27 protein-coding genes are annotated in these 25,347 nt (G+C 61.6%); 16 read left to right on the top strand and 11 right to left on the bottom strand.

Annotated elements, in window-relative coordinates; genetic code table 11:
* Positions 1 to 9: 9 nt before the first annotated feature.
* Both HY17_RS09280 and HY17_RS09275 read left to right on the top strand, forming a co-directional pair.
* Entirely contained in the window at positions 10 to 819 is an 810-nt protein-coding gene (locus HY17_RS09280) for a site-specific integrase (RefSeq protein ID WP_197020255.1), read from the top strand.
* Positions 816 to 1,211 (top strand): hypothetical protein, encoded by a 396-nt coding sequence (locus HY17_RS09275; protein WP_034766094.1) that lies wholly within the window; start codon positions 816 to 818, stop codon positions 1,209 to 1,211. Before HY17_RS09280 ends, HY17_RS09275 begins: the two co-directional genes overlap by 4 nt.
* Before the next feature lie 132 nt (positions 1,212 to 1,343).
* On the opposite strand, the gene HY17_RS09270 is transcribed toward HY17_RS09275, so the two are convergent.
* On the bottom strand, positions 1,344 to 1,853 hold the full coding sequence (locus HY17_RS09270) for a hypothetical protein (RefSeq protein WP_034766092.1): 510 nt from the start codon (positions 1,851 to 1,853) through the stop codon (positions 1,344 to 1,346).
* Positions 1,854 to 2,682: 829 nt separating this feature from the next.
* On the opposite strand from HY17_RS09270, the gene HY17_RS09265 reads away from it, so the two are divergent.
* On the top strand, positions 2,683 to 4,065 hold the full coding sequence (locus tag HY17_RS09265) for an MATE family efflux transporter (RefSeq protein WP_034766090.1): 1,383 nt from the start codon (positions 2,683 to 2,685) through the stop codon (positions 4,063 to 4,065).
* 51 nt (positions 4,066 to 4,116) lie between these two features.
* Here the strand turns inward: HY17_RS09265 and alaS are convergent, their stop codons facing one another.
* Both alaS and recA read right to left on the bottom strand, forming a co-directional pair.
* Positions 4,117 to 6,756 carry an alanine--tRNA ligase gene (alaS, locus tag HY17_RS09260; RefSeq protein ID WP_034766088.1) on the bottom strand — a complete coding sequence of 880 codons (2,640 nt, stop codon included), beginning with the start codon at positions 6,754 to 6,756 and terminating at the stop codon, positions 4,117 to 4,119.
* A 207-nt stretch (positions 6,757 to 6,963) separates the two neighbouring features.
* Complete coding sequence (gene recA, locus HY17_RS09255) at positions 6,964 to 8,058, bottom strand: recombinase RecA (protein WP_034766085.1); 1,095 nt, start codon at positions 8,056 to 8,058, stop codon at positions 6,964 to 6,966.
* A 157-nt stretch (positions 8,059 to 8,215) separates the two neighbouring features.
* Here recA and HY17_RS09250 point away from each other — a divergent pair, with 157 nt between their 5' ends.
* Together HY17_RS09250 and HY17_RS19360 are read left to right on the top strand one after the other, a co-directional pair.
* A complete protein-coding gene (locus HY17_RS09250) occupies positions 8,216 to 8,428 on the top strand; it encodes a DUF2093 domain-containing protein (RefSeq protein WP_034766366.1) in 213 nt (70 codons plus the stop codon).
* A 7-nt stretch (positions 8,429 to 8,435) separates the two neighbouring features.
* Positions 8,436 to 9,338 (top strand): M23 family metallopeptidase, encoded by a 903-nt coding sequence (locus tag HY17_RS19360; RefSeq protein ID WP_051599879.1) that lies wholly within the window; start codon positions 8,436 to 8,438, stop codon positions 9,336 to 9,338.
* Here HY17_RS19360 and HY17_RS09240 read toward each other — a convergent pair.
* Positions 9,335 to 10,693 (bottom strand): amidase family protein, encoded by a 1,359-nt coding sequence (locus tag HY17_RS09240; RefSeq protein ID WP_034766081.1) that lies wholly within the window; start codon positions 10,691 to 10,693, stop codon positions 9,335 to 9,337. The genes HY17_RS19360 and HY17_RS09240 overlap by 4 nt on opposite strands.
* A 51-nt stretch (positions 10,694 to 10,744) precedes the next feature.
* Between HY17_RS09240 and HY17_RS09235 the strand changes: the two genes are divergently transcribed.
* Positions 10,745 to 11,668: a hypothetical protein gene (locus HY17_RS09235; protein WP_139068831.1), complete on the top strand. Its 924-nt coding sequence runs from the start codon at positions 10,745 to 10,747 to the stop codon at positions 11,666 to 11,668.
* Here the strand turns inward: HY17_RS09235 and HY17_RS09230 are convergent.
* Genes HY17_RS09230 through HY17_RS09220 form a run of 3 tightly spaced genes read right to left on the bottom strand, consistent with a single transcriptional unit; the run spans position 11,649 to position 14,009 of the window.
* Positions 11,649 to 12,263: a hypothetical protein gene (locus tag HY17_RS09230; protein ID WP_034766079.1), complete on the bottom strand. Its 615-nt coding sequence runs from the start codon at positions 12,261 to 12,263 to the stop codon at positions 11,649 to 11,651. The two genes, HY17_RS09235 and HY17_RS09230, sit on opposite strands and share 20 nt — an antisense overlap.
* A complete protein-coding gene (locus HY17_RS09225; protein ID WP_034766077.1) occupies positions 12,260 to 13,231 on the bottom strand; it encodes a quinone oxidoreductase in 972 nt (323 codons plus the stop codon). The genes HY17_RS09230 and HY17_RS09225 overlap by 4 nt, the downstream gene beginning before the upstream one ends.
* Before the next feature lies 1 nt (position 13,232).
* Positions 13,233 to 14,009: a TerC family protein gene (locus tag HY17_RS09220; protein WP_034766075.1), complete on the bottom strand. Its 777-nt coding sequence runs from the start codon at positions 14,007 to 14,009 to the stop codon at positions 13,233 to 13,235.
* Positions 14,010 to 14,099: 90 nt separating this feature from the next.
* Between HY17_RS09220 and rnhB the strand changes: the two genes are divergently transcribed.
* The 4 genes from rnhB (at position 14,100) to HY17_RS09200 (ending at position 16,865) form a co-directional block, all read left to right on the top strand.
* Positions 14,100 to 14,684, top strand: coding sequence for a ribonuclease HII (rnhB, locus tag HY17_RS09215; RefSeq protein WP_034766073.1), 585 nt, complete (start codon positions 14,100 to 14,102; stop codon positions 14,682 to 14,684).
* Between the two features lie 99 nt (positions 14,685 to 14,783).
* A complete protein-coding gene (locus HY17_RS09210; protein WP_034766069.1) occupies positions 14,784 to 16,031 on the top strand; it encodes an NAD(P)/FAD-dependent oxidoreductase in 1,248 nt (415 codons plus the stop codon).
* Positions 16,028 to 16,390 (top strand): nuclear transport factor 2 family protein, encoded by a 363-nt coding sequence (locus tag HY17_RS09205; protein WP_034766067.1) that lies wholly within the window; start codon positions 16,028 to 16,030, stop codon positions 16,388 to 16,390. Before HY17_RS09210 ends, HY17_RS09205 begins: the two co-directional genes overlap by 4 nt.
* A gap of 52 nt (positions 16,391 to 16,442) precedes the next feature.
* The gene (locus tag HY17_RS09200) at positions 16,443 to 16,865 is read left to right on the top strand and encodes a GIY-YIG nuclease family protein (RefSeq protein WP_051599878.1); all 423 of its coding nucleotides are present in this window, start codon (positions 16,443 to 16,445) and stop codon (positions 16,863 to 16,865) included.
* On the opposite strand, the gene HY17_RS09195 is transcribed toward HY17_RS09200, so the two are convergent.
* The gene (locus tag HY17_RS09195) at positions 16,862 to 17,644 is read right to left on the bottom strand and encodes a transglutaminase family protein (RefSeq protein ID WP_034766066.1); all 783 of its coding nucleotides are present in this window, start codon (positions 17,642 to 17,644) and stop codon (positions 16,862 to 16,864) included. The two genes, HY17_RS09200 and HY17_RS09195, sit on opposite strands and share 4 nt — an antisense overlap.
* Positions 17,645 to 17,756: 112 nt before the next feature.
* Here HY17_RS09195 and ttcA point away from each other — a divergent pair, with 112 nt between their 5' ends.
* Complete coding sequence (ttcA, locus tag HY17_RS09190) at positions 17,757 to 18,650, top strand: tRNA 2-thiocytidine(32) synthetase TtcA (protein ID WP_139068834.1); 894 nt, start codon at positions 17,757 to 17,759, stop codon at positions 18,648 to 18,650.
* A gap of 27 nt (positions 18,651 to 18,677) precedes the next feature.
* Here ttcA and HY17_RS09185 read toward each other — a convergent pair whose 3' ends face one another.
* Positions 18,678 to 19,376, bottom strand: coding sequence for a YafY family protein (locus HY17_RS09185; protein ID WP_034766064.1), 699 nt, complete (start codon positions 19,374 to 19,376; stop codon positions 18,678 to 18,680).
* A 137-nt stretch (positions 19,377 to 19,513) separates the two neighbouring features.
* On the opposite strand from HY17_RS09185, the gene HY17_RS09180 reads away from it, so the two are divergent.
* Positions 19,514 to 19,870 carry a VOC family protein gene (locus HY17_RS09180; RefSeq protein ID WP_034766061.1) on the top strand — a complete coding sequence of 119 codons (357 nt, stop codon included), beginning with the start codon at positions 19,514 to 19,516 and terminating at the stop codon, positions 19,868 to 19,870.
* A gap of 537 nt (positions 19,871 to 20,407) precedes the next feature.
* Here HY17_RS09180 and HY17_RS09175 read toward each other — a convergent pair.
* The gene (locus HY17_RS09175) at positions 20,408 to 21,343 is read right to left on the bottom strand and encodes a LysR substrate-binding domain-containing protein (RefSeq protein ID WP_034766058.1); all 936 of its coding nucleotides are present in this window, start codon (positions 21,341 to 21,343) and stop codon (positions 20,408 to 20,410) included.
* Positions 21,344 to 21,446: 103 nt separating this feature from the next.
* Between HY17_RS09175 and HY17_RS09170 the strand changes: the two genes are divergently transcribed.
* The 4 genes from HY17_RS09170 to HY17_RS19910 all read left to right on the top strand — a co-directional run bounded on the left by HY17_RS09170 (position 21,447) and on the right by HY17_RS19910 (position 24,515).
* Positions 21,447 to 21,629, top strand: coding sequence for a hypothetical protein (locus tag HY17_RS09170; RefSeq protein WP_065382915.1), 183 nt, complete (start codon positions 21,447 to 21,449; stop codon positions 21,627 to 21,629).
* Positions 21,630 to 21,662: 33 nt separating this feature from the next.
* Positions 21,663 to 21,872, top strand: coding sequence for a hypothetical protein (locus HY17_RS09165; protein ID WP_034766053.1), 210 nt, complete (start codon positions 21,663 to 21,665; stop codon positions 21,870 to 21,872).
* Between the two features lie 202 nt (positions 21,873 to 22,074).
* The gene (gene nhaA / locus HY17_RS09160; RefSeq protein WP_051599876.1) at positions 22,075 to 23,298 is read left to right on the top strand and encodes a Na+/H+ antiporter NhaA; all 1,224 of its coding nucleotides are present in this window, start codon (positions 22,075 to 22,077) and stop codon (positions 23,296 to 23,298) included.
* Between the two features lie 435 nt (positions 23,299 to 23,733).
* Positions 23,734 to 24,515 (top strand): IS5 family transposase gene (locus HY17_RS19910; RefSeq protein WP_197020254.1). Its coding sequence is split into 2 segments (ribosomal slippage): positions 23,734 to 24,073 and positions 24,073 to 24,515, totalling 783 coding nucleotides; the frame shifts between segments, so codons are not numbered across the junction.
* On the opposite strand, the gene HY17_RS09145 is transcribed toward HY17_RS19910, so the two are convergent.
* On the bottom strand, positions 24,512 to 25,183 hold the full coding sequence (locus HY17_RS09145) for a hypothetical protein (protein ID WP_139068832.1): 672 nt from the start codon (positions 25,181 to 25,183) through the stop codon (positions 24,512 to 24,514). The two genes, HY17_RS19910 and HY17_RS09145, sit on opposite strands and share 4 nt — an antisense overlap.
* Positions 25,184 to 25,347 lie beyond the last annotated feature (164 nt).

Here is a 25,347-nt window from a genome sequence, read left to right as displayed (position 1 = left end):
GGGGCTACCGTGTCCGCGATCTGTGATGCTTACCTTGCTGACCGGATAGAGGACGGGATTGCCGATCCTGCGACCGTAGGCTTTCGCCTAATGCCCGTGAAGGCCATCCTTGGCGCCTATGAGCCGGACGCCCTGACACGCCCGCAGGTGCGCTTCTATCACGCTCAGAGACGCAAGGACGTATCAGACAGCACGATCAATGCCGAATGCCGCGCGCTGCGCGCTGCCCTCAATTGGGCGCACCGGATGCGATGGATTGACAGCGTGCCCCATATCGAAGCGCCACGGCCTGCTCCGCCGCGCGAACGGTTCCTGTCATGGGAAGAGTTCATGGCGCTCTATGACGCCGCAGCGCCCCACCTGCGCACATTCCTCGCGCTTGCCCTGTTCACCGGCCAGCGGAAACAAGCCATCCTGGATCTGACATGGGATTGCATCGACTGGAACCGCGCGGGGATATTCTTCCCGCAGACGGGTTCGCGCAAGTCCCGCACGCCCTACGTGCCCTGCAATGCGTCTCTGGCGCTGGCGCTCGGCACAGCGGCCCTGACAGCCGATTGCGAATACGTGGTAAGCTGGAATGGGAAGAAGGTCACCAAGTTCCGCAGCGCATGGGAGACCTGCAAGAAGAAGGCAGGCATCGAAGACGTGACGATCCACGACATGCGCCGGACGGCTGCGTCATTCGTGATTGCCAATGGCGGATCGTTCGCGGATGCCGCTTGGCTTCTGGACGATACGATTGAGACGGTGCAGCGGCACTATATCCGGTTCAGCGAGACGTATGGAATGTCGGTAACAAGGAGGATTGTGGGGTGATTAATCGCGACATTGATATGGAGGCCACAGGCAAGCTTCGTGACGAGCAGTGGCGCAAATTCATCGAAACGCCGACCTACAAACAGGCCTACGAGTTGATGAAGGAGCATCAGGCCAAGATTGAGAGTGTTCGTGCTTCAGTCGCAGAACACATTGCCAGAGGCCTTCAAGAGCGCGCTATGCGTCTGCTGGCCAGCACGCGGGACGATCAGAAGGTCGTTGACCACCTCGCTAAGACACTGGGCGAGGCTTTTTCAATTGCTTACCCATCTCCCGTTCTCGTGCTGAAGCCGGGAAGCGCGCATAATGCGCGTCCCTCTGGGAACGAATCTGAAACACTGGCCACTGATGACGCAGAACCGGCAGCAAAAACAACGGATGAACAGTCATGATGCCGCTAGCGCCTGTCTTCGGGAGGCAGGGGCCGGAGGTTCGAATCCTCTCACTCCGACCATTCTTTTCAATGACTTAGGCCACTTTCCCGACACTCGGGTGGACCTTTGTCTCGGATTTGTCTCGCTTATTCACTGCGATTGTAGCTGATAGACGTGATTGATTTTCAGAAGCGACGTCTTGTTTCGCCTCGGGTCGAATACCGTGGCAGTCATGGTCACGTCGCTACTCAAGTTATCCAAAGACTGCTTCGGGATTGGTGCCTCAATTGTTGTCGTGATGTGACCACCGCCTGGCACGGCATGATTGTTCGTAATGTAGGCTCTACCGCTACTTGATAAATTCCACTGGCCAATTGGTCGGCTCTTAATTCTACCAGCATCGAAGCCCAATCCTTCAAAATCAGCCTCAATACGCCTCACCACTAACGGGTAAGTTCTTCTGTTCCAGAATTCCAAGTCCACATTGATGGTGTATCCATCTTCACCGCCGCCACCCTGTAAGCCATGTTTAGTCACCATCATGACTGGCTCCCAACCAAAGTTCTGGCGATATGAAAACCGAAGCGAAACGATGGCAACGATTATGCCGGTTAGCGTCAGCGTTACGTATGCAATGAATTGAGCGAGTTCGATTGGCACTACGCGACCTCCTAACGTTCTCTATTTTTCGTATCGTTCCTTCCAATATAGAGCATCAGCTCGATACGTAAGAACGTCATATGCCTGTCTTAGTCTTTCGATGAAGCTCCAATACGGAACTGGTCTAGCCCACTTCCTGCCTTTGATACGAACACCGTCAATGGTGTTTAGTAGCTTTTCAGGCGTATAGGCACCCCAGCCAAAGGGCTTAGTGTAGTGTTTGTCATTTTTCATACGTATACAGAATAGCACACACTCACTCACACAGCCTGTGGACAAACCTGTGGATGGTTGTCTCGATTTTGTCTCACTTTTGTCTCGGAGACACGTTCGTTGTAATTTCAGGTATTTTTTCTAATGTTTTCAAAGATGGAGCACTGTCCTTCTAGAGACAGTGCTCTTCTATCTCGTTGTTTTCATTAGGGAGTCACGAACTTCGGGAGGCAGGGGCCGGAGGTTCGAATCCTCTCACTCCGACCATTCTCAAATGGTGACGCGCAACCGCAGAAATCGATCCGGCGGATCGATTTCAGTTTGAGAATGACTGAAGCGCAAGCGAAAGCCTCGCCTGATCCGGTGGATCAAAAAGAGGAAAGATATGCGCGCCGCGCAAGCAGGCGCTCTTGCTGCCTCACCCCCCGATCCCCGATTGACAGACCGCCCCGGACCGGACTATTGGCCCCCACAAGGTCCTGAGCACCTGCCGCCTGCAGACGTCTCGTCACGGTGAAGCTCTTTCAAGACATCTATCCCTCACCCTCGATGCATTTCGACGGTGGGTAATGCAGGCCCCCATCCCAGTCGGAATGCCTCCATTGAGGAGTGTGTGATGTCTTCACGACCATCGCCCGACAATCGTTTCCTGCATCTGCCACCCGGCCGGGTGTTTGTGCTCAACGCGCTGCCCATGATGCTGATCATGCTGATGAACGGGCTGCTCAACATTATCGATGCGGCCTTCCTGGGCCATTTCGTCGGTACGGATGCGATGACGGCCATTGGCCTCGTCTTTCCCGCCGTCATGGTGCTGATCGCGCTGACGAACCTGGTCAGCGGCGGCATGTCCAGCCTGCTCGCCCGCCAATTAGGCGCAGGCGATACCGACGGCGCCGGGGCAACCGTCGCCCGCGCCCATGGCCTGGCCCTTTCCATCGCAGCTTTTGTGATGATCGCCTTTCTCGGCGGCGGACGCGTGGTAGCGGACCAGCTTTCCGCGTCCGATCCGGCCATCGCCGGCATGGCATACACCTATATGGCGATCACCGTGTTTGCGGTGCCCGTTCAGTTTGCCCTCGGTCTGCATGCGGACATCTGGCGGAACGAAGGCCGGGCCGGGCTCGTCGCCCTGTTGTCCGTCGGCGTGACGCTCGCGAACATTGCGTTGAACTATGTGCTGATCGGCATGATGGAGTTCGGCGTGGCAGGCTCTGCCTGGGGCACCGTGCTGGCGCAGGTCTTCGGGCTTTTCCTACTCGTGTTGCTGCGCGGACGCGGGCAAGACGCGGTGCCGTTGTCTGCCTTGCGCCGCCATCGCTGGACTGGGAGATGGGGCACGCTCGCCGGGCTCGGCGCGCCGCTCAGCCTCAGCTTCATCGGCATCGCGCTTGTGTCTTCGTGCGTCATCCTCGCGCTGCGCCTGACGGCCGGTGCAGGCTATGCGGACACGATCGCCGCCTATGGCATCGTGACCCGCGTGCTCGGTTTTGCCTTCCTGCCCAGCATGGCCATCGCGCTGGCCCTGCAAAGCATCGCCGGGAACAACTGGGGCGCAGGCCTGCATGACCGGGTACGGCGTGTCCTCAAGATCGCCATGCTGACCGCCCTGGTCTATGGCATGTGCGTGGAAGTGTTGTTCCTGGCAGGCGGACACATCATAGGCGCGGCGTTCATCGGCAATCCGAAAATCATTGAGCTTGTGGCAGACATTCTGCGGCCCATGGGCGTGTTCTACATGTTTTCCGGACCAGTCCTGTCGCTGGCGATGTACTTCCAGGCCATTGGATTACCGCAGAAGGCGGGCCTGCTGACCTTGTCCAAAGCCTTCGTCCTGTTGCCCGCCATGATCGCGGCATTCGCTGTGGTGAAAGGCGCACAGGCGATCTGGTTCGCGTTTCCGGTGTCGGATGCGCTGGCCCTGGTCATGGCGACGGTATTGGCCATTCCGGTGTTCAAAGCCGCGCAGCAGCAAGCCGTCTTCAGCCCGGTACAATAGAAAAAGGCGGGCCGGGAGAACCGGCCCGCCTTTATATCTTTGCTGCGATGCCTAGCCCTTCAGGATCGCGCGGACGGCGTTCAGGGCGTCTTCGGCTTTCGAGCCATCCGGGCCGCCGGCCATGGCCATGTCGGGCCGGCCGCCGCCGCCCTTGCCGCCAACAGCTTCGGACGCGGCCTTGACCAAATCGACAGCGGAGAACTTGTCCGTCAGGTCTTTCGTGACGCCCACGGCGACTCCGGCCTTGCCATCGGCCACGCCAACAAAGGCCACAATGCCGGAGCCGATCTGCGTCTTCGCTTCATCGACGAGGGCGCGCAGGTCTTTCCCGCCGACGCCCTCGGCCACGCGGGCCAGCAGCTTCACGCCATTGATCTCTTCCGGGCCAGCCGGGGTACCGCCACCGCCGCCCATCGCGAGCTTGCGTTTCGCTTCGGCCAGTTCGCGCTCAAGATTGCGCTTTTCCTCGCCCAGCGTGGCGACACGCTTCGGCAGGTCTTTCAGCGGCACTTTCAGACTGTCGGCAATGTCGGCGCCGATCTGGGCACGGCCTTTCAGGTAAGCGAGCGCTTCGGCGCCTGTGGCAGCCTCGATCCGGCGGACACCGGCGGACACGCCGCTTTCCGACGTGATGACGAACACGGCGATATCGCCAGCGCGTTCCACATGCGTGCCGCCGCAAAGCTCGACCGAATAGCGCCGGTCGTCGCCCGTTCCCATCGACAGCACACGGACTTCATCGCCGTATTTCTCGCCGAAGAGCGCCAGTGCGCCTGCCTCGATGGCCTTCTCCGGTGACGTCACCTGAATGCCGGTCGGCATATTCGCGCGGATCTGGGCGTTGACCTCGTCTTCCACGGCCTCGATCTCGGCCGCGCTGAGCGGGCCGCCATGCGAGAAGTCGAAGCGCAGGCGATCGGCCTCCACGAGGGAGCCCTTCTGCGTGACATGCTCGCCCAGCACCTTGCGCAGGGCGGCGTGCATCAGGTGCGTCGCCGAATGGTTCGCCATCACGGCCTTGCGGCGGACGGCATCGACATGCAGCTGCGCCTTGGCGCCGGTCTTCGCGGTACCAGATACGAGCTCGCCGATATGAACATGCACGTCACCGGCGCGTTTCTGCACGTCGCGCACGATAAAGCGCGCGCCGCCCTCGAAGACGATCTCGCCATGGTCACCCGCCTGGCCGCCGGATTCAGCGTAGAATGGTGTCGTGTCGAAGACGAGTTCTGCCGGGCCGGGCGACAGCGTGTCGGCCAGCGCCCCGCCAGCCGCAATCGCAACGAGCTTGCCGGAACCTTCCATATTGCCATAGCCTGTGAATTTTGTGGCACCGGCCTTGTCGCGGACGCGGAACCAGATTTCATCCGTTGCCTGATCGCCGGACGCAAAGCCGGCTGCGCGGCTGCCTTCGCGCTGCACTTCCATGGCAGCATCGAACGCATCGACATCGACCGTCATGCCGCGGGCGCGCAGGATGTCCTGCGTGAGATCCAGCGGGAAGCCATAAGTGTCGTACAGTTTGAAGGCGGTCTCGCCCGGCAGGGCGGCGCCTGCCTTCAGCGTTTCGGTTTCTTTCTCCAGCAGCGACAAGCCATTGCCCAGCGTGCGCTGGAAGCGGGCCTCTTCCTGTTCCAGGGCAGCTTCGATGGCGGCCTTGGCGCGGCCGAGCTCCGGATAGGCTTCGCCCATTTCGCTGATCAGGGCCGGGGTCAGCTTATGCATCACCGGCTCGCGCGCGCCCAGCAAGTGGCCGTGGCGCATGGCGCGGCGCATGATGCGGCGCAGAACGTAGCCGCGGCCTTCATTCGACGGCAGAACGCCGTCGGCGATCAGGAAGGCGGACGTTCGCAGATGGTCTGCAATGACGCGGAAGGAGGCCAGCTTGTCGCCCGCCGCCTTTGTTCCATAAACGCTTTCTTCCGCTTCGATCAGGCTACGGAACAGGTCGATTTCGTAATTATTGTGAACGTGCTGCAGCACGGCGGAAATCCTCTCCAGGCCCATGCCGGTGTCGATGGACGGTTTCGGCAGGTTTTCGCGCTTGCCGCCAGCCAGCTGGTTGAACTGCATGAAGACGAGGTTCCAGATCTCGATGAACCGGTCACCATCCTCATCCGGGCTGCCAGGGGGACCGCCGGGAATGTCTTCACCATGGTCGTAGAAGATTTCGGAGCATGGGCCGCACGGACCGGTATCGCCCATGGACCAGAAATTGTCCGAGGTGGAGATACGGATGATCCTGGAGTCGTCGAACCCGGCGACCTTTTTCCAGATAGCAGCGGCTTCGTCGTCCTCGGAATAGACCGTGACAAGCAGGCGCTTCGGATCGAGGCCGAATTCCTTCGTCACCATTTCCCAGGCGAAGGCGATGGCTTCGTCCTTGAAATAGTCGCCGAAGGAGAAATTCCCCAGCATCTCAAAGAAAGTGTGGTGGCGGGCCGTATAGCCGACATTGTCGAGGTCGTTGTGCTTGCCGCCGGCGCGGACGCATTTCTGCGAGGTCACTGCACGCAGGGAGTCCGGCGTCTCGGCCCCGGTGAAAATGTTCTTGAACGGCACCATGCCGGCATTCACGAACAGAAGGGTCGGATCGTTCTGCGGCACCAGCGGCGCAGACGCCCGGCGGGTGTGCCCGTGCTTCTCGAAATAGGCGAGAAAAGCTTCGCGGATCTGGTTTACGCTGGTCATATGATCTCAGGGTCCTCGGCGTATAAAATTGTCCCGAAACGCCGAATCCGGCGCGGGGCCTTTACGCGCGATATAAAGGCCCCTTTGCCGCACGCCAAGATTGGCGCACCACAAAGGGGCCAGTTTGCCGGACGAGAGAGTGGAAACCGGCCCTGAGAGGACGCTTTCTGCAGGGAAAACGCGAGAGAGCGGGCCGGTCAGCCCCGATCAGCCCTCGGCAGCATCCGGTGTATCGTCTTCTTCTGAGTTCTCCATGCCGGCCGAGAGCAGCTCATCGGCGAGCAGGCCGGCATTGCGACGGACGGCATCTTCGATTTCGTCCGCAATGGCCGGGTTCTCCTTCAGGAACTGGCGAGTTTTCTCACGGCCCTGGCCGATCCGCTCTCCATTGTAGGAATACCAGGAGCCGGATTTCTCGATCACGTCGGCTTTCACGCCGAGATCGATCAGTTCACCCGTCTTGGAGATCCCTTCGCCATAGAGGATATCGAACTCGACCTGCCGGAAAGGCGGGGCCACCTTGTTCTTCACCACTTTGACGCGGGTCTGGTTGCCGATCACTTCGTCCCGGTCCTTGATCGCGCCGATGCGGCGGATGTCGAGGCGGACGGAGGCGTAGAATTTCAGCGCGTTACCGCCGGTCGTGGTTTCCGGACTGCCGAACATGACGCCGATCTTCATCCGGATCTGGTTGATGAAGATCACCATGCATTTCGACTTGGAAATCGACCCCGTCAGCTTGCGCAGCGCCTGGCTCATCAGGCGGGCCTGCAGGCCAGGCAGCGAGTCGCCCATTTCACCTTCCAGTTCGGCGCGCGGCGTGAGGGCCGCCACGGAGTCGATGACCAGAAGGTCCACCGCGCCGGACCGTACCAGCGTGTCGGCGATTTCAAGCGCCTGCTCACCCGTGTCCGGCTGCGAGATCAGGAGATCGTCCAGGTCCACACCGAGCTTGGCAGCATAGACCGGGTCCAGCGCGTGTTCGGCGTCGATAAAGGCGCACACACCGCCATTCTTCTGCGCTTCGGCCACGCTGTGCAGCGACAGGGTCGTCTTGCCCGAGCTTTCCGGGCCGTAGATCTCGATGATGCGGCCTTTCGGCAGGCCGCCAATGCCGAGGGCGATGTCCAGCCCGAGCGAACCCGTTGAAACGGCTTCGACATCCATGGCCTTCTTGTCACCGAGGCGCATGACCGAGCCCTTGCCAAAGGACCGTTCAATATTGCTGAGCGCCGTTTCGAGAGCCTTCTGCTTGTCCACGCCGGTTTCCTTGTCCACGAGTTGCAGCGCTGGTTTCGCCATGAGTCGTCTCCTTTGGTCCACTATGGGGGTGTTTTTGGCAAGGCCCCCCGGTCGCCTCATCTGAATCGTGTGTACCACGTTTGTTCTGCGGAACAAACAGGAAACTTCCTGCAGGCTGCTCTTTTCTTTCAAGCGGCTTTCAGGCATGCTCCTGCCCATGCTTAAACGATCCAGCCAACCCGCCGGCGAAGCCCGCCTCCGCTATCTCGATGCCGACATCGAAGTGCTCGCACCGGGCGATTATGTTATCTGCGCCGTTACCAGCCGGAAAATCCCGGTCCAGGCCCTGCGCTATTGGAGTGTCGACCGGCAGGAAGCCTATTGGGATGCGGACGCCGCCTCATCCCGCATGGTCCCGGCGAAGGACTGATGCACGCATGATGCGTGACATGCTCCTGATGGTGGTGATGTGCACAGGTGCATGCCTCGCTGCGCCGATGGCTGGAGCCGAAACAGCCGTCACACCTCCTCCGGCACCCCAGGAAAGTTGCGACGGTGTGCTGACTCAGGGCGGGCTCATCATCTGCCATGGCGCGCCAGGCACCGTGTTCACGGTCGCGGGCCGGAAATTGACCGCCGGGAAATCAGGCTCTGCCCAATTCGGTATCGCGACCGACGCGCCTTCGGTGATCGGCTGGTCATCGGACACAGGCACGTTCGGCGATCTGGCCATTGAAACGCGCCATGACGATTTCCGCACAATCAAGGGCTTTGACTGCGACAAGGTCGATGCGCGCAGCGAAGAACAAAAAGCCCATGCCGCCCGCTCCTGGGTGAAGAAGCAGGACGCGTTCGCGACGTTCAATGACGGTCCCGGCGCCCTGACGGGCTTTATCAAACCCGCTGACGCACCGGCTTCATCGCCCTTCGGCCCGACGCGGAAATATATCGGCGTCAGCAAGGTAACCGGCGAGCCGTGCGAATCCGTCTCCGTCCATCAGGGCTATGACATGGCCGCACCGGTCGGCACGCCAATCGTGGCTCCGGCCGCCGGTACGGTGATCCTCGCCGATCCCGACCTCTACTATGAGGGCGGCGCGATCTTCCTCGACCATGGCCATGGCCTCGTCTCGGTGTTCATGCACCTGTCGGAAGTGGACGTGGAAGCAGGCGACACGGTCGCGCGCGGCGACCTGCTGGCAAAATCCGGCAACACCGGCCGCACCACGGGCCCGCACCTGCACTGGGCCGTGAAGTGGCGCAATCCGGAAGCGAGCAACCGGGGCGGCGATTTCTATATCGACCCGGCCCTATTGCTGGACCTGCCGGTCACCGACTAGGCCGACAGCCCTTCCGCCTGAAGCAATTCTGCAAATGCCAGCGTCGTGCGGTCTTCATAGAGATTGCCGACCACCTGCATGCCTGTCGGCAAGCCTTCCGATGTGCGCGCCAGTGGTACGGCAGTCGACGGCAGGCCAGGAAAAGTCGCCAGCCCCGCCCACATCAGCTGCGTCGCATAGGGCACGGCCTGCCCGTTTACGATCACTGACCGCTTGCTCCAGTCCGGTTCGTCCGTATGCGGGAACGCCGCCGTGCTGAAGGCGGGCGACAGGACAAGATCAATGTCGCGGAAAAAGTTTGCCCATTGGCGCTGAAGATTCAACTGGGCGTCCAGCAGGTTCATGTAGGTGTGCGCATCGATGGGCCGGGCGTCGGGCGTGCCGCGCATGATCGCAGTATTCAGCAGTCGTAGATAGTCTTCATGCACGCTGGCAAAGTCCGGTAGGCCATGCACCTTGCGGATAACCGTGGCGCCGAGTTTCTCCAGCGCGCCCGCGAGCGTTTCAATCGGGGCGGCGACTTCGTCATCGACGGGCGGCATGTCGTCCGCCGAGAGGACGAGTACACGAAAGGCCTTCAACGCGCTGTGCCGAGCTGCAGGCAGGTCCAGCTTCCAGCCGGTATTCAGGGATCCGGCGACAACTTCCAGCGCGGCTTTCAGATCCGCCGCGCTGCGGGCCATCGGGCCGACCACCGCCAGTGGCACATCCACACCATCCGTACCCGGCACGTTATGCCCCTTCAACGGTACGATGCCATAGGTCGGCTTGTGTCCCCAGACGCCGCAGAAGTCTGAAGGGAAGCGGATCGACCCGCCGATGTCCGAGCCAAGCTCCAGCGGCACCATGCCGGAGGCAAGTGCCGCGGCTGATCCACCGGAAGACCCGCCTGGCGTACGGCTGTGGTCATAGGGATTCACCGTGCGCCCATAAACCGGGTTCACACTCTGCCAGTCTGCCAGCGCTACTGGCACGTTCGTCTTGCCGAGGATCACGGCGCCTGCCGCCTTCAGCCGGGCGATGGGTGGCGAATCTTCCTGCGGCTGGAAGTTCGCGAACATTTCGAAACCCCAGGTCGTCGGCAGGCCCGCGACATCATTGGCTTCCTTCACCGTCATCGGCACACCCAGGAATGGCCGGGCGTCGTCTGCTGTGCGGCTTTCATCCACGGCCTTTGCGGCGGCGCGCGCACGGTCATAGTCCTTGACGACCACGGCGTTCAGCGGGCCGTTCTTCGCCTCGATCCGCTCGATGGCCGCCTCGCAGGCCTCTACCGCACTGATTTGACCGCTTCGAACCAGCGCAGCTGTGTCCAGCGCTGTGGCAGTTTCCAGATTCGTGTTTCCGCTGGCCATTCCGTGTCCTCCCGGCCCTTGACTATGCACTTCGCACGCAGAAGGCTCTTTTTGAGATTGGTTCTCATCAACCTTAGCATGGTGATCGGATGGTGCCATGCCAAAGTCGATGAGGCCAAAGTCGATGAGGCCAAAGCCAGAGGGTTCGGACGGAAGGGGGGCCGCGCCGTGAACACAATTGCCAGCGCCGTACGCGCATGGATCGAACGCGCGATTGCGGCCGCACCTGAAGGCCATGTTCCGCTGTTGATGCTGTCCGGTCCACAAGGGTCCGGTAAATCGACGGCACTGGCAAAGGCGACCGAAACGATATCCCTGCCCATTGCCGGTGCGAGTATAGACGATTTCTACCTGACCCACGCCGAACGGATGGAACTCGCCCGCCGCATCAGCCCCCTGTTCATGACGCGCGGACCGCCGGGCACGCACGATCTCACGCTGTTGGCCAAGACGGTCTCCACCTTGCGTTCGGCCGTCTGCGAAACGGAAACCCTCCTGCCGGTGTTCAACAAGCTGAAGGATGACCGCACGCCAGTATCTGACTGGAACAGTTTCACCGGACGCCCGGCTGCCATCGTGATCGAAGGCTGGCTGATGGGGGCGCTGCCGGATGCCCGCGCGGCCATGGATGCGCCGCTCAACCCGGTCGAGGCGGAAGACCGCACCGGCGACTGGCGGCGGCATCAGGAATCGGCGCTGGCAGGGACCTATAGCGACCTTTGGGATGCGGCGGACGGCTTCTGCCATATCGTGCCACCAGACTTTGACTGCATCCTCGGCTGGCGCCTTCAGCAGGAAGCCGGGCTGTGGGCGGCCCGCGGCGAACCCATGCCGGACGAACGGCGCGACTGGGTCCGCCGCTTTGTCGAACACTACGAGCGCCTTACGCGGCGCATGCTGGCGGGCGGACGGCGCCCCGGCGCGGAGATCCACATCGACGAAGACCGGAAAGTCGTCAGAAATTCTGCTGGCTGAACATTTTCCGCATCATCAGGGCGGCCACCGGGAAGACCGCCGCATAGCCGAGAATGCCAATATTACGCACCTGCATGTCGCCCGTCGCAACGCCGAGCAGGCCCAGCAGGGACAAGACTCCGGAGGCCAGCAATACCCGGCCCGTCCACAGGGACAATCCCGGAGACCGGAATACGCGCGAAGCGCTCAGCACCGACAGGGCGAAGAAGACATCCCATGCCAGAATGTCCGCCGCGTAGGCCACTGATGGCCAGCGGAAGGCAAACACACTGTCCCAGTTTCCCGGCAGGTCACGGCTGATAGTGAGGATCAGGAAATGGACGAGCGAGGTGACCGCCGCGCACATGGCCATGAACACCAGCGCACAGAGGCTGAAGAGCTTTTCCGCCTGCGGCACCGCTGAATGCAAAGCCGCCATCAGGATCACCAGGAGCGGCGCGATCAGCAGGATCAGGAGCTCCATCGCCGTGAAATACGGGTCTGGAATCGGCGCCTCCGCCGAAGGAAGCGCCGCGAGTCCTGCGGCCAGCACGATGGCATAGGCCAGCTGCAGGGCAAAGATCAGACCGGCCGCCAGACGACCGGCCCGGTTCATGGCATCAGCACCGTGGCGCCGGTGGTCTTGCCGCTTTCGAGGGCTTCGTGCGCCTTGCCGGCTTCCTTCATGTAAAAGCGCTGGCCGATGTCTGCGCCGAAAGTGCCGGTCTTCATGGCGGCAAACAGATGGCGTGCGCCGCGGGCCAGGTCTTCCGGAGACTCGATGAAGCTGAACAGGGACGGCCGGGTCAGGATCAGCGACCCACCGGCGGCTAAACGTCCCGGCGGCATCGGGTCTGCCGCGCCGGACGCGTTGCCGTAGGAAATCATCCAGCCGCGCTTCTTCAGGCTGGACAGCGAGGCTTCGAAGCTGCGCTTGCCGACGCTGTCGAGCGAGACATCGACGCCAACACCACCCGTCAGTTCACGAACTTTCTTTGCGACATCCTCGTATCCGACAATCGTGTCGCTCGCGCCCAGCTCTTCGGCCTTCTCGGCCTTCTCCGGTGTCGAGGTGACTGCGATCACACGCGCGCCGAGGCTGGCGGCCCATGGCGTCAGCACGGTGCCGACGCCTCCGACAGGCGCCCAGATCAGCACGGTATCGCGGTCGGTCACCGGGCGAATCTCGAACAACAGCATCCAGGCGGTCAGGCCTTTCAGAAGGACGGCTGCGCCGTCCTCTTCCGAAATCCCGTCCGGCAGTTTCACCATGCGGGCGGCGGGACCGGTGAAGTGCGTCGCGTAAGTGCCGGCGCCGAGATAGGCGACGCGGTCACCCGGTTTCACATTGGTGACGCCTTCGCCGACCGCCTCCACCGTGCCGGCCCCTTCGGAGCCCTGCACGAAGGGCAGCTTCACCGGGTAGAGCCCGGTGCGGTAATAGGTGTCGATGAAATTGAGGCCGGAGGCCGCCTGCTTGACCAGAGCTTCGCCGGGGCCCGGCTGGCGTGGTTCGAAGTGCTCCACCTTCAGCACGTCCGTGCCCCCGGTTTCGTGCATGATTATCCGGTAAGGCTCGTGCATGTCAGTGTCCTCCAGCTTTTGGCGCCTGTTTCCGCGCCTGAATGTTGAGCAGCTCCACCGCCAGCGAGAATGCAATAGCAAAGTAGAGATAGCCTCTCGGAATATGGAAGCCGAGACCGTCGGCCACAAGCGCCACCCCGACAAGAAGGATGAAGGCCAGCGCGAGCATCTTGGTCGTCGGGTGGTCTGCAATGAAATTTGCCAGGGGGGTGGCGGCGACGGCCATGACAAAGGTCGACAGGACGACGGCCCCGATCATCACCGGCAGCAGGTCCGTCATGCCGATAGCGGTGATCACACTGTCCAGCGAGAAGACAATGTTGATCACGAACAGCTGGATGACCACGCTGCTGAAGCTGCCCTGCGCCGTCGTTTCTTCGTGGCCGGTGCCCTCCACGGCGGTGTGGATTTCCTGCGTGCCTTTCCACAGAAGGAACAGACCGCCACCGAACAGGATGAGGTCCTTCAGCGTTACTTCTTCGACGTGATGCATGACCTCCGTGCTGCCGTTCGCCACGAAGACGGCCAGCGCATGCGGCAGGTGGAACAGAGGCGACTTGTCGAGCTGCAGGATCCAGAAGATCAGGCCCAGCATCGCGATGCGCAGCACCATGGCACCCCAGACGCCGATGCGGGTGGCCGTCCGCTTCTGGTCCCCCTTCAGCTTGCCGGTCGCGATGGACACGAACAGCAGATTGTCGATACCCAGTACGATTTCCAGGAAGGTCAGGGTGGCAAGGCTGCCCCAGAAGGCCGGTGAAGCAAGTAATTCGGTCATGGGATTGGTCTCCGGAGGTAGCCGCCGTTCGCGGCAGTTGAACCGTGCTGCGCGGTGGAGCGCAAGCCCGACTCGCGATCTGTTCGGCCCATGGACCTGTTCGGAAACCTCATTTGCGGCGTGGATGAAGCCGGCCGTGGCCCTTGGGCCGGGCCGGTGACGGCAGCAGCCGTGATCCTTGATCCTGCCCAACCGATCGAAGGCCTGACGGATTCAAAAAAATTGTCCGAAGCAAAGCGCGAAGCCCTCGCTCCGCTGATCCGCGAACGGGCGATGGCCTGGTGTGTGGCGCATGCGAGCGTCGAGGAGATTGACCGGCTGAACATTCGCGAGGCGACTTTCCTTGCCATGCGGCGCGCGGTGGAAGGATTGCAGCACGCGCCGTCCCTCGCGCTGATCGACGGCAACGCCCTGCCCGGCGGTCTCACCTGCGATGCCCGCGCGATCGTGAAGGGCGACCTGAAGGAGCCTGCGATCTCCGCCGCTTCCATCCTCGCCAAGACCGTCCGCGACGCGTTGATGCAGGATCTGGACGCGGCGCATCCCGGCTATGGCCTTGCCCAGCACAAGGGCTATGGCACGGCAGCGCACGCCGAAGCGCTGACGCGTCTCGGCCCGGCGCCCTGCCACCGAATGAGCTTTGCCCCGGTGCGCAAGGCGAGCCTGTCAGCCTGACGCCCCGTCAGGCCTCCCCCGCGTCAGGGTTTGTCAGCCCTCAGCCTTCGAGGCATCTTCCATTTTGAAGGCCCGTCAGAGGCCGGATGGAGGAAACCGATGTTTTACGATCTTGTCATTGTGGGCGGCGGTATCGGCGGCAGCGCGCTGGCCACCGTCATGGCCCGGGCGGGGCGCAGCGTGCTGGTTCTGGAGAAATCCGAAGAATTCGAAGACCGCGTGCGCGGCGAATGGATTGCGCCCTGGGGCGTGGTGGAGACGAAACGCGTCGGCCTCTACGACACGCTGATCGCGGCGGGCGGGCATCATCTGTCGGAACACATCACTTATGACGAAAGCCTGCCGCCGGAACTGTGCGAGGCTTCGCCCCTGCCGTTGAACATGCTGATCCCGGATATTCCGGGTCCGCTCTGCATCGGCCATCCGCATCATTGCCAGATGCTCTACGATGCCGCCGCGGCGGCGGGCGCGACTTGCCTGCGGCCTGTGAACGTCGAGTCCGTCACGCTCGGCGAAGCGCCGTCTGTCACCTTCACACATGACGGCAAGCAGCAGACGATTGAATCCCGCCTGATCGTCGGCGCGGAAGGCCGGCAATCCATGGTGCGCGCCGCCGCCGGCATCCAGCTGCATCAGGACCGGCCGCACCACTGGTTCACCGGCCTGCTGGTCGAGAACGTTGAAGGCTGGGATCCGAAGCGGCAGGCCATCGGCACCGAGGGCGGCTTCGGCTTCCTCGCTTTCCCGCAGGGCGACGGTCGCGTGCGGGTCTATGGCGGCTATGCACTGGAAGAGAAAGGCCGCTTCGCGGGCGAAGAGGGCCCTGCACGGTTCCTCGAGGCATTCCGGATGGAATGCGCCCCACACAACGCCGCGCTCGCGGACGGTACGCCCGCGGGGCCGCTCTACTCTTATTTCAACAATGACAGCTGGACGGATGAACCGTTTGCCCAGGGCTGCGTGCTCATCGGAGATGCGGCGGGCTGGAACGACCCGATCAATGGCCTCGGCCTCTCGATCACCTATCGCGATGTGCGTATCGTGTCTGAGATCCTGAAGGAGACGCCAGACGGCGCCGCACCAGATTTCAGCTCTTATGCCGAAGAACGTGCAGAGCGCATGCGCCGGCTCCGCTTCGCAGGCCAACTGCAGGCCATCCTCGACATGGAGTTCGGGGAGACTGCCAAGGCCCGGCGCCTGTCCTATCACACGCGGAAAGCCGAGGATCCGAGCCTCGGCATTCACGGTATCGCCATCATGGCCGGACCCGAAACCGTGCCGCCGGAATTCTTTACCGAAGCCCACCGCGCCCGCGTGCTGGGCGAAGCTACGGAGACCGCCGCATGAGTTTCAGCATCGATGGTTTCAATGCCGGCTGGCTGGATGCCTGGAGCCGCAAGGATGTCGAGCGCCTCGTCAGCTTCTATTCGCCGGACACGGTCTACAAGGATCCGCAAACCGCCGGGGGCCTGCAGGGCCGGGACGAGCTGCGGACCTATCTGACGGGCCTCTTCGGCGCGACCCCGCCCATGGTCTACAAGCCTGACGAAACCTGGCCGATCCCCGGCGGCTATTGCGGCCGCTGGTATTGCCATATCGGCGAAGGCGGCAAGGACGGCCTGATGCGTGGGTTTGACCTCGTCATCATCGAAGACGGCCTGATCACGCACAACGAAGTCTACGTTCACCAGATGCCAGAGGGTTAACCGCCCATTAACCGTCTCAGCCGAGCTTCGCGGAATCGACGTGGAGGGACCCATGATCCTGTTGTTTGGCTGGCATACCTGGTGGGGCGAGTCCGGCCGGCCGTACCGATTCAATATTACGCTGACGCGCAAGGGCCTGCCGGATGAGGGCGGAATCTACATCTTTGTGCGCCGCCGCTTCGTGTTCTTCCTGGAGCCGCTGTATATCGGCAAGGCCACCAATTTCCGCTCGCGCCTGATCGGACATGAGCGCTGGTGGGAAGCGTGGTGGAAACGCGGGGCGACCGAACGCCATGTAATGGTTGTAAAAAAACCGGCCGACCGGGCGCGCGTTGAGGAAGACCTGATCCGGAATTACCAGCCGCGGATGAACGATATCCTGATCCCGCGCGGGGCCAACGACGCGCCGAACAACAAGCGCCTGCGCCGCTGGTGGAAAATCAAGCGCTGGTTCCGGATTCCGTTCCTCACCTAGACCGCAGGCGAGACCTTCACAGTCTGCCTGATCAGGCTGCAGGGTGACGAGGTAGACAGGAAAGCGATGTCCGCAGCATCGCGCCCGACACCAATCAGGACCAGATTTTCCACCGGCACCAGCCCGGTTGGATCGACGAGCCACCAGGCGTTCTCAAGATACACCTCGAACACCGCATGGAAATCCTGCGGCTCGAGCCCCATCGCATAGGCGCTGACTGCGCGGGCCGGAATATTGAGCGCACGGCAAAGCGTGATGCCGAGATGGGTAAAGTCGCGGCAAACGCCTTTGCGCTCAACAAATGTGTGCTCGGCTGTCGTGTCGGAACTGCTGATGCCGAACGCATACTCGATGTTTTCGGAAAGCCAGTTCAGCACCGCCTGCACCATGGCGCCGCCCTGCGGGATCGTTCCGAACGTTCTCTCCGCGAATGAGATGAACCGGTCCGACGAACAATAGCGGCTGGGCAACAGGAAGACGAGCGCTTCGGTCGGAAGGTCCGGCCAGGCGTGCCGGGTCGCTCCGGATGGAAGGAGAGATCGCGTACCATTGTCGACAATCGCTTCGTACCGGATGCGTACATCGCCGGAGAACTCCCCCCGGAACCGGCGCTCGCCGCGAGCATCCGCCGGATCGAAGACCAGCTCTGGCAGCGGGTCGATCTCAAGGTTTTCCGATATGACGGCCTGGTCCGGTGAGGTCGCCGCATGAACCGAAACAACGGCCCCTGTCCCGGGCTGGAAAGAATAGCGCAGGTCTGACGACACGTGCAGCTTCATGAAAGCCTCCGGAATTGGAAACAAGTCTGATGGATCCCCTCATGACACAGCCCGGGCTTGCCGTCTTCCCGGGCTTGTGCATTGGCGCCCAGCCATGGCAAAGCTGCACGCCATGGCAGATGATGTGACCTCTTTCACCGGTGCGCCGCCGCTGTTCGCGGAGACGCCGGATTCGGTGAGCTTCAAGAAGCTGCGCAAGCGACTGGTGCGCGGCGCCCTTCAGGCGATCGACACCTATGGCATGGTTGACCGGCGCGCGGTGGAAAGCGGTGACGCCTCCCGGCCGAAATGGCTGGTCTGCCTCTCCGGCGGCAAGGACAGCTATGGCCTCCTCGCCGTTCTGATGGATTTGCAATACCAGGGCGCCCTGCCGGTGGACCTGATCGCCTGCAACCTCGACCAGGGCCAGCCCGGCTTTCCCAAACACATCCTGCCGGAATGGCTGGAGAAGATAGACGCGCCCTACCGTATCGTGACCGAGGACACCTATTCCATTGTCACCGACAAGGTGCCCGAGGGGCGGACTTTCTGCTCCATGTGCTCGCGCCTGCGCCGGGGCATTCTCTACCGTATCGCGCGGGAGGAAGGCTGCGAGGCCATTGTGCTTGGCCACCACCGCGACGATGCGCTGGAGACCTTCATGATGAACTTCATCCATGGCGGCCGCCTCGCCGCGATGCCGCCGAAGCTGCTGAACGACGAGGGCGACGTCATGGTGCTCCGTCCCCTGATCACTGCGGCGGAGGAGGATCTTGAAAAGTTTTCAGTCGCGATGAATTTCCCGATCATCCCGTGCAATCTGTGCGGCAGCCAGGACGGCCTGCAGCGCGTGGCGATGAAACAGATGCTGACCGAATGGGAACGCAAGAAACCCGGCGTCCGCCAGGTGATGGCCCACGCCCTCGCCACCGTCCGGCCGAGCCATTTGCACGATCCGAAAGTCTTCGACTTCCTCGGCCTCGCCCCCGGCGGCGAAGGCGAGGACGACCCGAACGTGCCGTTCTGACGAACCGGCCTGCAAGGCCGGAGGCGATCACATCACCAATTCGTCTCCATCCGGCATCAGCGGGAAGTCTTCCTTGGGCAAAAGGTGGAAATGGGTACCCGTTCTTGACGCGGCCAATATGCGGTCGCAGCGAAATGTGCGCGGCGCCTTCCGCAAATGGTCAAATCCGACGACGTACCAGACCGGGTATTTCAGCAGAAGGTAGTGCGGTTCGATGATCCGTTTGGACGTCTCACCATCCTCTCTCTGATATCGTATCTCCAGCATCTCCTGATCGGTGAACGCCTGATGCAAGGCCTGAACGACCGGCTTCGGCGGCGATGCGGTCCCCGCCTGGACATAGGTCGACGCCGTAACCCCCACGAGGATGCGAGATTTCAGGTGCTCCACCGTGTCGCGTTTTGCCGGCGAAAAGGAGGCCACCAATTGCCGCCTGACCGAGTCCAGATTCGCCAGAAACATGGGCGAGTTCATTTGCTCTGCGACGGCGAGGCTGATCAGAAGGTCGACTGCCTCCGAATAGGCCAGGTTGATCCGACCAACACCCCAGTTGCGGTCCAGCCGGACACCTCCGCCCCTTCCGCGGTCGGCGTCGATCTGCATGCCCTGATCCCGCATGAGGGAAAGATCTCGCGAGATCGTTCGCTCGCTGACCCCGAACTGGCGTGCCAGATCGCTGACCGTGCAATGCGCGTCCTGCTTCAGCCGGACGGCCAGCAATTCCATCCGCCTCAACCTGCCTGTCGTGTTCGTCCGCGCCATCTAAGAAATAGGACATAAAATGTCGTATTTATCAATAAGAGGCGGACACACCAGGAACCAGGCCGGTGATATCCTGTCATCGGCGCACAGGAGATCCCGCCATGAAAATGAACTATGTCGTTCTCGGAACAAACAACATGACCGCCTCCACGAGGTTTTACGATGCGCTCTTCGTGCCGTCTGGCCTGAAGCGTGTCTCCCCGTCAGACAGGATGACCTACTGGCTGGGTGAGGATTTTGCATTTGCGGCGGCGCTGCCCTTTGACGAGAAGCCTGCCACCAATGGGAATGGAACCATGGTGGGCTTCTGTGTCGGGACCGCCAAAGCGGTCAGACAATTTCATGAACGGGCCATTGACCTCGGCGGCACCTGCGAAGGTGCGCCGGGCCAGCGTGGACCGCGTTACTCCGCCTATGTCAGAGACCTTGATGGAAACAAGCTGTGCTTTTCCGACTGACCCCCTGCGGGGGAACCGGACGTTAGAGGCCGTGAGCCTGCCCTCGCCCGCACAAACTGCCAAAGCGGCGGCGGACCTTTAGCGCGAACCAGTTACGCGCATGCGATCTTTGTATCCCATGCGCCCCTCTTGCTCGCGCACCCGGCCCGCATAAAACGAAAACTGCTCCATCACATGCCAGAAGCTGGCCATGAGGTGCGGGCGCTCCCGAAGGGGGCCTGTATAGTGAACGGTACACAGACACAGGTCTTCGCTCTCGGGGTCCCTGCGGCAAGAAATGTCAAACGGACCCCAGTCAACGCGTGACAGGATGACCTCGCGCAGGCTGTCCGGGCTTATCGGCCACCGGCATTCAAACGCCGCAGTCCGCAGGTCATCTGCACTTGTGCGCGATGACTCACTGCGCGCTGAAACTGGCCGAGCCGGCAAAACTTGAACAATACCGTACACCAATCTTTCGGATCCTTCCATTTTGTCTGTAACCGGAAGGTGGACGAAAGGGCACGATAAGTAAAATCGAATGAAACTGAATGCTGGTTAGGTTTTTCCTTTCACCGATTTTCCTGCCTGCGGCAAAAGATCCGCCGCCACATCCCGGAAAACCAGTCCCAGTTTCTGGATGTTTTGCTCAAGAGGAGACCCGGACCGCCACACCAGGCTGATCTGGCGGCGCGCCAGGGGATGATCGATTGGACGAACAATCTGGTCCGGGTCTTTGCTTGCCTCCATCACGGCATAAAGACTGGGAACAATTGCAATGCCTGCGCCCATGCCTGCCATCTGCCGGATCGCGTCAAGCGAGGTGCCTTCGTATTCCGTCGACACATGGGCGCCTGCTGCTTCGGCCAGTTTCTGCACCACCGTACTGAGGCGGTGACCATACCCCAGACTGAGCACTTCCCGGCCCTTGAGCGCCGAAAGCTTCAGCGCCCCGTCTCCTCCGCCGATCGGATCGTCCGATGCTGTACAGACATAGAGCTGCTCATCGAAGAGCTGCATGGACTCTGAATTCAGATGATCCTCAGCCGTCGAAATGATCATGTCGAGCCGGCCGTCATTGAGTTTTTCATCAAGGTCGATCGTCCGCTCTTCCCGGACGCCCAGTCGGAGATCCGGGTAGAGCTGGTGCAGCTCCCGAACGGCGCTCGGCAACAGATAAGGCCCGATGGTCGGCAATGTGCCGAGCCTGTAGCGCCCCGCGAGGTCACCGGCGACCTGCCGTGCAACCGTTTTCAGATCTTCCACCTGAGTCAGGACAATCCGTGCGCGGCGCACGACTTCCGCCCCTGCCGGTGTGAGCACGGCACCGGTCCGGGCGCGTTCGATCAGTGTCACGCCCAGCTGCGCTTCTGCATCCGAAATCTGCTCGGAAAGGCTGGGCTGGCTGACGCCCAATTGAAGTGCGGCATCCCGGAACCGGCCCGATTCCGCGACGGCGACAATGTATTGGAGCTGGCGAAGGGTTGGCCTCATACTTCGGAAAAACCTATCAGATGAAAAGATACATTCGATTTGTGCTATCGCGGATATGGCCTCATATCCGGTGCATCGCAAGAGCCAAAAGGAGACAAATCAAATGTATCGACTGACCGACGACCTCTGGACGGGGAGCCAGATTGGCCCGGCAAGTCCGGGCCGTGGCGGCCGGTTCATGGATGCCACTGACAACAGTCCGAAAGCGGACGGGTACAGCAAGAGTATCGCGGAAACGCCCTCCCAGTACCGCCGCCGCCGGCGCCGTATCCGGCGGGCCGCCTGAGTTCCAATCAGCGCATAGAAAAAGGTAAAGACAATGTCTGTCCTCAAAGATCTGATTACGAACTTCCTCGAGGAAATGGCCGATTTTGCAGAGCCCAGGGAGCGCAAAGAGCGCCCCCGCAGAGGCGAGTTGGCTCCGGCACGCATTCGCACCCGCAAGGATACCGAAGCCATCGGTCGGTGGGAAGGCGAAGGCGGCCGCCTGCGGCGGCGCAAGGAACGCTTCGGCTTTCTTGACGACTAGCCCTCCCACACACCTGAACACGTCCAGGACCTGCCCCTGACAGGACCAACACTCCTGGCCGTCACGATCCCCCGGCAGCTCCCTCTGTCCGGTCCCTACTCTCCGACACCCTCAGCCGCCAGGCAGGGGGGACTGCCGGCGGGATCGTTTGCTTTTTGCCAATCACCAGACCCCGCTACCCTGCGCACAAGGATTATTGTTCATGACCAAAGTTGTCGCCCGTATCCAGGATTTCCTCAGACTTGAGAGCGCTGCCGGCCTCATTCTGATGCTGGCGGCTGCATTGGCGATTGCCGCGAACAATACCGTATTCAGCCATTGGTATGGCGGCTTTCTTTCGACGCCGGTGGCCGTTCAGGTTGGCGCGCTGGAAATCGCCAAGCCCCTGCTGCTCTGGATCAATGACGGGCTGATGGCCGTCTTCTTCCTTTTGGTGGGACTTGAGATCAAGCGTGAGATCCTGGAAGGCGAGTTGTCGTCCTTCGACAAGGCCGTGCTGCCGGCGCTGGCCGCCATTGGCGGCATGGCCGGGCCGGCATTGCTTTATGTCATGCTCAACATGTCGTCCCCGGAGACCCTGCGCGGCTGGGCGATCCCCGCGGCAACCGACATTGCGTTTGCGCTCGGCATTCTAGCCTTGCTTGGCACGCGCGCGCCGGTCGCACTGAAGATCTTCCTGCTTGCCATCGCGATCATCGACGACCTCGGCGCGATCCTGATCATCGCCCTGTTCTATACAGAGCAGCTTTCGGTTCAGGCGCTTGGCCTGGCAGCCATGGGATTTGCCGGCCTGCTGCTCATGAACCGGATGGGCGTCAAGCGTATCGCACCTTATGTCCTGGTTGGAATGTTCATCTGGGTCTGTGTACTGAAGTCCGGCGTGCATGCGACCCTTGCCGGCGTCTTGACGGCGCTCGCCATTCCGCTGTCCCCGCGCAAGGAAAGCGGGCAGTCGCCGCTTCACAAGCTGGAGCACGGTCTCCATCCCTGGGTCGCCTACATGATCCTGCCTGTCTTCGCCTTTGCCAATGCTGGTGTGGACCTTCGCGGGGTCGACCTGGACGCGCTGACCGGGGCGGTCCCGCTCGGTATTGCGCTTGGCCTGTTCTTCGGCAAGCAACTCGGCGTGTTTGGCCTGACCTATGTGGCGGTGAAGTCTGGCATTGCGCGACTGCCGTCCGGCGTCAGCTGGGTACAGGTCTATGGCGTCGCCTGTCTGACCGGCGTGGGCTTCACGATGAGCCTGTTCATCGGCAGCCTCGCCTTCAGCACAGCCGCCGAGTTGGATCAGGTCCGCCTGGGCGTCCTGATGGGATCCATTGCGTCCGGACTGCTGGGCTTCACCGTGCTGCGTTTCGCAAGCCGGTTGGGTGAAACCCAGGTGGCACGGAACATCCCGGACACACGGATGCAGTTGCAAAAATGACTGCGCGCCTCCGGCAATCCCGAGGATTGCCGGAATGCGCCTTTCTGACGAACTGTGCTAGTCGGCGTGGACAAATTTCTCCGTTCGTTTGCCATTACGTGATCGTTGCCAGGCGCACTCACGTGCGTAAGATTAAAGCATGAGCGATTGGAACGACAGCGGCTGCGAAACATGTCGGCGCGGGATTTTATCAGGTCGCAGCGACCTGCCCGAACATGTCGCGACAAGTCTGAAGGCTCACGCGCATTTGCGACGATGCCAGACGTGCGGGGCATGGTGGGAAGAGAATGAGCGTGAAGCGCACGTCATTTCCGACAGCGAGGCAAGGGCGACTTTCTCGGCGCATTTCGAAAATGATCGGTAATTGCTAAACCGTGCAAGATCCGTTGACGTAGCTGCGTGGGGTTGATTCAAGGCTGCTTTTTGGAGGCAGGCTTGAGCAGGGGCGATCTCACCGAAGCAGAATGGCGCATTTTGAAGGGCTTGCTGCCTATTGAGCCTGAGAACCGTGGCCGAGGCAGGCGTCCCGAGCAGAACCGCGCAGTTATTAACGGAATCCTTTGGCGACTGCGGTGCGGCGCGCCATGGCGCGACGTTCCGCCCAAGTATGGCAGCTGGAATACCATCTATCGGCGGTTCCGCCGGTGGAGCGAAGCCGGGGTCTGGGAGACCGTTGCGGTGATGCTCGCCGAGGTCATGGCAGACAGCGGCCACTACAGCATCGACAGCACCACAGTTCGCGCCCATGTCTCGGCAGCGGGCGGAAAAGGGGGACTCATCGGCGCGCTCTTGGCCGCTCGCGGGGCGGGTTCACCAGTAAGCTTCACTGCCTGGCAGATACCCTCGGACGACCGCTCGCCTTCCATCTGACTGGTGGCGAAGCAGCGGACTGCAAGGCGTATGATGCTCTGATCGACCTGCCCGAACGCAAACCCGAGGCCTTCCTTGCGGACAAAGGCTACGATGCCGATACCATTCGCGCCGATCTCGCAGAGCGGAAGATTGAACCCGTCATACCCGGCCGATCAAACCGCCGTGTGAAGATCGAGTATGACCAGGCGCTCTACCGACAGCGCAATCGCATCGAACGCATGTTTGGCCATCTCAAGATCAATCGCGCCATCGCCACCCGATACGATCAACTGGCCAACAGCTTCCTCGGCATGGTCCACATCGCCACAGCCAGATACTGGCTCAAATTTGTCCACGCCGCCTAGCGGAGCAATGTCCCCATGGAAACGCGCCGCACGAGCAGCCAGGCGCCCGCAAGCGACATCATCAGCCCGCCAAAGGCGAAGGCCTTCATCCACCAGCTGGCGATGGTTACACGGGCAGACCAATCCATGATGTGCAGGCCCCACATCAGGTCGAACAACCGCCAGACGCCGGTTCGCACAGCGCGGACCTCGCCTGTATCCGGCGTGACCCAGAATGTGGCCGTGTCTTTGCCTTCAAACTCGATCCGCCACATGGGCTCGCCCTCGCGGCCGGATTCGGAGGGGGCGGCGTCGACCAGTTCCGCGGATGCCAACGTGCCCTGCCCGCCCCAGTTTGCCTGTGCAACGGCCCGGGCACTGGCCTCGCCCAACGGGCTCAGCTGTTCGCCAGTGACGGCGTCGAACATTCGTGCTCCGGTGCCGCGCTCCACGACATAGACCGCACGGCCAAGCCAGGGTTTGAGCGTGACGTCCCGCGCCCCTTCCGCCAGCGACCCAGGCGGCACCCAGCCCCCCGGCGGCACGTTCAGCACCTGCTCCACCGGCGCCCGCAGATGTGCGCCACGTACCGTTTCAATTGGATAGAGGGTGAAATAGAGACCCGAGACCATCCAGAGGAGAATCTGGGTGCCCACGACCAGAGCCAGCACATTGTGTATCTGGCGCATGCGACGGCTCACTTGCCACACCTTCATCCGTCTACCCTCTCTCCATCATACCCCTGATCGGAAAGTTAGAGCCGTCCCTGCAGACTTCCGCAAGGTCTGGTGGGAGAGCCATGGCAGCGTCATGCCTGAAATTCAGGCACTCGCAGAAATGTCGGGCTGCAACG

It is taken from the genome of Hyphomonas sp. CY54-11-8, from assembly GCF_000682735.1.
GTDB lineage: Bacteria > Pseudomonadota > Alphaproteobacteria > Caulobacterales > Hyphomonadaceae > Hyphomonas.
The sequence above is the reverse complement of the archived record's forward strand: the minus strand, read 5'-3'. Positions and strand labels throughout refer to the sequence as shown.